Here is a 5,506-nt window from a genome sequence, read left to right as displayed (position 1 = left end):
CATGAAGGACACGCCATGACACGCCCCACCCCCGCCACGCACACCCAGCTCGACCAGCTGCTCACCGGACTCGTGGAGCGGGTCGCCGACGTGACGCAGGCTGTCGTGCTCTCCGAGGACGGGCTTGTCGTCAGCAAGTCCACCGGGTTCCTGCGCGACGACGCCGAGCGGCTGGCGGCGACCGCGTCCGGCCTGATGAGCCTGAGCAAGGGCGTCAGCATGGACTTCCGGGGCGGCCCGGTGCGCCAGGCGCTCATCGAGATGGCGAACAGCTTCCTGATCCTCACCTCGGCGGGACCCGGCGCGCACCTCGTCGTCCTCACGGGGCCGAACGCCGACGTCGGCGTGGTGGCGTACCAGATGAACATGCTGGTGAAGAAGATCGGCGAGCACCTCAGCGCGGCACCACGGGCCGGCATCGGCCCCACCGGCGGGTGAGGTGACCGACAGCGACGCGCCGGGCCGGCTGGTGCGTCCGTTCGCCCTGACCGGGGGACGGACCCGGCCCAGCCGCGCCGACTTCACCCTCATCACGACGGTGACCGCGGTGGACCCGCCCCCGGAAGGCGCCCCGCGCCCGCAGGCCGAGCAGACCCGCATCCTGCGCCGGTGCGCCCGCCCGGTCGCCGTGGCGGAGCTGGCCGCGCTGCTCGACCTCCCGGTCAGCGTGGTCGTGATCATGCTGTGCGACCTCCTGGAGGAGGGCCTGATCACCGCGCGCCCGCCGCGCCCGGTCTCGCCCCGCTCCCCGGACCTGGACCTGTTGCAGAAAGTGAGGGAAGGCCTTGGCCGGCTCTGACACGCTCGCCACCGGGTCGGCCGGTGCGCCCGCCGCGCCCGACACCGTCAAGATCCTCATCGCCGGGGGCTTCGGAGTCGGCAAGACCACGATGGTCGGGTCGGTCAGCGAGATCACCCCGCTGCGCACGGAGGAACCGCTGACCATCGCGGGCCTGGGCGTCGACGACCTCGCCGGCATCGAGGAGAAGCGGGCCACCACCGTGGCCATGGACTTCGGCCGGATCACCATCAGCGACGAGCTCGTGCTCTACCTCTTCGGCACGCCGGGCCAGCAGCGGTTCTGGTTCATGTGGAACGACCTCGCCGTGGGGGCCCTGGGCGCGGTCGTCCTCATCGACGTCCGCCGCCCGGAGTCGAGCTTCGCCGCCGTGGACTTCTTCGAACGCCGGCGCATCCCCTTCGTCGTCGCCGTGAACGGCTTCGACGGCAGGCACCCCTACCCGGCGGAGGACATCAGGGAGTCCCTGGCCCTCGGGGAGAACGTTCCGGTGGTGCTGTGCGACGCGCGCCGGCGCGAGTCGTCCCGGGACGTGCTGATCGCGCTCCTGGACCTGCTGATCGCGGCGGCGGTCGACTAGGGCGTGTTGCGAAAGTCCCGTCGTTCGCCCGAAGGGCGGGCCTCGCGGCGTCAGGTGCGTGCTCTCGGCGTGCCGGGCGGAAGCCCTCGTACTGGATGTACTTGGGCTTTCGCCCGGTGCGGCGAGAGTGCGTGCATGGCGTCGCGAGGCAGGCGGGACTTTCGCAACACGCCCTACGCGCCCGCCCGGCGGATCGTGCCGAGGCCGCGGGACCTGGCACGCCGGTCTGCCGCGTCGTCGTCACTCGCCGGCGCCCCGCGGCTCGGCACCGGCGGTACGACCACTCACCTCGCCCCGCGGCCAGGCACCAGTGGTACGACCACTCACCTCGCCCCGCGCGGGCGGGAGTTCGGCCGTCTACGCCGAGGCCCGGCGTGGAGTCGCCTCCGCGCCGGGCCGGGTCCGTTCCGGGGCTGCCGGAGCCGTCAGCCGAGGCCGTTCGACTTCAGCCAGGCCTTCGCCACGTCCAGCGGGTCCTTGTTCTCCAGCTGGACCTGGTAGTCCATGTCGAGAAGCGCCTTCGTGTCCAGCTTGGCCGAGACCGCGTTCAGGGCGGCCACGCCCTCCTGGGTGAGCCCGGACTTGTAGACCAGCGGGGTCACGTTCGCGAAGCCGAAGAGGTTCTTCGGGTCCTTGAGGACGACGAACTTCTCCTTGGTGATGGTCGGGTCGGTCGTGAAGATGTCCGCGGCCTGCACGGTGTTCTTCTTCAGGGCCGCCTGGGTGAGCGGACCGCCCGCGTCGAGGGCCTTGAAGGACTTGAACTTCAGCCCGTACTGGGCCTCGAGGCCGAGCAGACCCTGCTGCCGGGTCTGGAACTCCGGAGAGCCGCCGATGACCAGGTCCGGGGCGATGTCCTTGAGGTCGGCGAGGGTCGACTCGGCGGTCAGGTCGTACTTCTTCGCGGTGTCCGCGTTGACCGAGACCGAGTCCTTGTCCTCCGCCGGTGCCGAGTCCAGCAGCGTCAGCTTGGAGTCGAGCTTCGCCTTGACCGCGGCGTTCACGGCCTCGGCCGACTCCTGCTTCGCGTCCTTGTCGAGGTAGGCCAGCAGCGAGCCGTTGTACTCGGGCAGGACGGTGATGGAGCCGTTCTTCAGCAGGCCGTAGGTGGTCTCGCGGCTGCCGATGTTGGGCTTGTAGGTGACCTTGACGCCCTTGGCCTTCAGGGCCTCGCCGTAGATGTCGGCGAGCAGGATGCTCTCGGCGAAGTTGTTCGAGCCGACGACGACGGTGTCACCGCTCGCGGCGCCCCCGGTGTCCTCGCTCAGCGGGTCGGAGTTGTCGTCGGAGGACCCGCACCCCGCCAGCAGCACCGTGGCGGCGGCGAGCGCGACGGCGGCCACGCCGGGGTTCTTCCTCATGGACCTGCGGTGTGCGGCGGTGTAAGTCACGATTCCTGTTCCGGAACTCAGGGGATTCAAGGGGGTAAGGGCGTTCGAAGGGGAAGCCCTTGCACTGATCCAATCCAGCCTGTTCTCACTCAGTCAAGACCGGACTGGTCACAATTGACCTCACCCTGTGGACTGTTGTGAAGGAAGCGCGAAACCGGTACGCGGGGTGCGACTCGGGTTGTAACGGATTCTTGACTCAGGTCGGCAACAAGCGCTGTCCGAAGAGGCTGTAGTCTCGCCGCAGTTGGCGCCGGTCACACAGGCGTGCGGGAGCCACGCAGGTGTCCCTGCGCACCGTCCTGTAGCGATCAGAATCGGTCAGAAGCGCTCACGCGCGTCGGCCGAGACACCCACGAAGGAGGGCTGGTGTCCACGAACGAGGTGGACGTGTCCACCCGGTCGGCACCGCCGCCGGACCGGAGCGGCGCACGCGGCAGCCGGGGGCTGCGGGACTTCGCCGAGCGCTGGCCTTTCCGGCGCAAGCTGAACGTCCTGGTGGGCGTGCCGCTCGCGGTGGTCGCCGTGCTGCTGGCCTATCTCTTCGCCGACCAGGTCGGCCAGTCCCAGGACGCCTCGGACGCGGCACAGCTGGTGCGGGACAGCGCCCAGGTGGCCAAGCTCGTCGGGCAGTTGGAGGCCGAGCACCAGCAGGCCGTGCTGCTGTCGGTGCGCCACCAGTCCAACCGGGCCGGGGACACCCCCTCGCAGAGTGCCTACCGCGAGGCCCAGATCCGCGTCGACAACCAGGTCGAGCAGGTCCGCGCGACCTTCGGCGACCGGCTGCCGCAGGAGGAGGCCCAGGCCCTTCGCGAGGTCAGCGGCCTGGAGGACCTGCGCAACACCATCGAGAGGGCCTACCTGCCCGCCGACAACATCGACCCCGCCTACAGCGACGCCGCCAAGGGCCTGATCGACGGCCTCGGCCTCGACCGCAACCCGGCCCTGGCCGCCACCTTCACCGGCAACCTGCTCGACTCGCTGCTGCGCGCCGACGCCGCGCACGGCTCCTTCGAGACCGGTGTCTTCTCCGCGACGACCGGCGACTCCAACGCCCTCATCGAGCTGATCGGCGCGATCGGCTCCTTCGACGAGTACACCCACCAGGTGGAGCGCTTCGGCAGGTTCGCCACGCCGGGGCAGGCCGAACAGCTCGGCGACATCGAGCACAACATGGCCCAGGCGACGATCGCCCGGCAGTACGCCGAGCTGCAGATCGACCCCGGCTCGCTCCAGGCGGAGACCCAGGCCGAGATCAAGGACGCCTTCCAGACGGCGCTCGACTCCTACCCGGACTACCGCGCCCAGGCCCGGACCCGGCTGAAGACCACCACCTCGCTCATCGACCAGATCGCCGACCGCGCCGACACCGCCTCCCGCGACGCCCGCTCCAACGCGGCCTGGCTGCTCGGATCAGCACTGCTGGGCTTCGTGCTCTGGCTCGCCTTCTCGGTCGCCGTCCGGCGCTCGGTGGTGCGCCCGGTGCAGGCGCTCACCGGTGCCGCCAGGCAGGTCGCCGAGGTGGCCGGGCGTGAGCTGGCCCGCGTGGCCGACGACGACACCGAGGACACCGGGACGCCGCGGCTCCAGGAGATGCCGGTCACCGCGAAGGACGAGATCGGCGACCTCGCCGACGTGTTCAACCAGGTGCAGACCACCGCGGTCGCGCTCCTGGAACGCCAGGTGCTCAGCCGCCGCAACGTCGCCGAGATGTTCGGCAACGTGGGCCGCCGGGTCAGCAACCTCACCACCCGGCAGCTGGCCCTGATCGACGCGGTCGAGCGCGGCGAGACCGACCCGGCGCTGCTGGAACGCCTCTACAGCATCGACCACATCGCGGTGCGCCTGCGCCGCAACGCCGACAGCCTGATGCTGCTCGCCGGCATCCGCGAGACCGTCCTCGACTCGGGACCGCTCGCCCTGACCAACGTGGTCCGTGCGGCGCTCGGCCAGATCGAGGGCTTCCAGCGGGTGTCCCTGCAGGCCGGCACGGAGGTCATGGTCGAGCCGGACATCATCGGCGACCTCACGCTGATGGTGGCCGAACTCGTCGAGAACGCCGTGTCGTTCTCCCCGGCCGGCAGCCCCGTCGAGGTGATCGTCAAGGACAGCCACGAGGGCGCGCTGGTCGTGATCTCGGACCACGGTCTCGGCATGAGCACCGAGCGCCTGGCGGAGGAGAACGCCCGCCTCATCCGCCGCGAACGCCTCGACCTCGTCCCGACGAAGGTGCTCGGCCTGTTCGTGGTGGGCACCCTGGCCCGCCGCTGGGAGGTGGGCGTGGTCCTGTCCCGCACCCCGGGAGGCGGCGTGACGGCGGAGGTGACGATCCCGTCCGCCCTGCTGCTCACGATGAGCCCGCTGACGGCCGCCACCGGCGTTTCGGCGACAGCCACGGCCCCGGACACGGCGGCGGACGCGGGCGCACACGCCGGCACGGTCGCCGCCGCGGTCACGGACTCCCGTACGGTCCCGGCGGGCGCGGCGCGTGCCGTCGCGTCGCCGGCCTCCGGCACGGGGACCCGCCCGGCACCGGCCTGGGCCTCGGACCCCGGCCCGGAGACGACACCGGCCCCGGATCCGGTCCGAGCGACAGGTCCTACGGCCGTACGGCCCGACTCCGGCCAGGAGGCGCCCGGCGCCCCGGCGGACCGGCACACCGCGACCGCCGCGCCCGGCGTCACGGGAGCCGTTCCGGGCGAGGGCGGTCCCGCTCCCCTGCCCCGCCGGGTCCCCCAC

General features: G+C 71.3%; 5 protein-coding genes. 4 read left to right on the top strand and 1 reads right to left on the bottom strand.

The genetic code is table 11. The annotated features are described in order from the left end of the window. The first annotated feature begins 15 nt into the window (after nt 1-15). The 3 genes from EHS43_RS36055 to EHS43_RS36045 are packed head-to-tail and all read left to right on the top strand — an operon-like array spanning nt 16 to nt 1,379. Complete coding sequence (locus tag EHS43_RS36055; protein WP_030313681.1) at nt 16-438, top strand: roadblock/LC7 domain-containing protein; 423 nt, start codon at nt 16-18, stop codon at nt 436-438. Nucleotide 439: 1 nt separating this feature from the next. Then, entirely contained in the window at nt 440-799 is a 360-nt protein-coding gene (locus EHS43_RS36050; protein ID WP_125194820.1) for a DUF742 domain-containing protein, read from the top strand. Further along, complete coding sequence (locus tag EHS43_RS36045; protein WP_125194819.1) at nt 786-1,379, top strand: ATP/GTP-binding protein; 594 nt, start codon at nt 786-788, stop codon at nt 1,377-1,379. Before EHS43_RS36050 ends, EHS43_RS36045 begins: the two co-directional genes overlap by 14 nt. 425 nt (nt 1,380-1,804) lie before the next feature. Here the strand turns inward: EHS43_RS36045 and EHS43_RS36035 are convergent, their stop codons facing one another. After that, entirely contained in the window at nt 1,805-2,770 is a 966-nt protein-coding gene (locus EHS43_RS36035; protein WP_125194818.1) for an ABC transporter substrate-binding protein, read from the bottom strand. 366 nt (nt 2,771-3,136) lie between these two features. Between EHS43_RS36035 and EHS43_RS36030 the strand changes: the two genes are divergently transcribed. Further along, a partial coding sequence (locus EHS43_RS36030; RefSeq protein WP_125194817.1) for a sensor histidine kinase occupies nt 3,137-5,506 on the top strand: 2,370 nt, incomplete at its 3' end.

It is taken from the genome of Streptomyces sp. RP5T (assembly GCF_003933965.1).
Taxonomy (GTDB): domain Bacteria; phylum Actinomycetota; class Actinomycetes; order Streptomycetales; family Streptomycetaceae; genus Streptomyces.
The sequence above is the reverse complement of the archived record's forward strand: the minus strand, read 5'-3'. Positions and strand labels throughout refer to the sequence as shown.

What these genes read in the sequence shown, in the direction of transcription:
- EHS43_RS36055 (WP_030313681.1), top strand. Translation starts at nt 16, where the DNA reads ATGACACGCCCCACCCCCGCCACGCACACCCAGCTCGACCAGCTGCTC.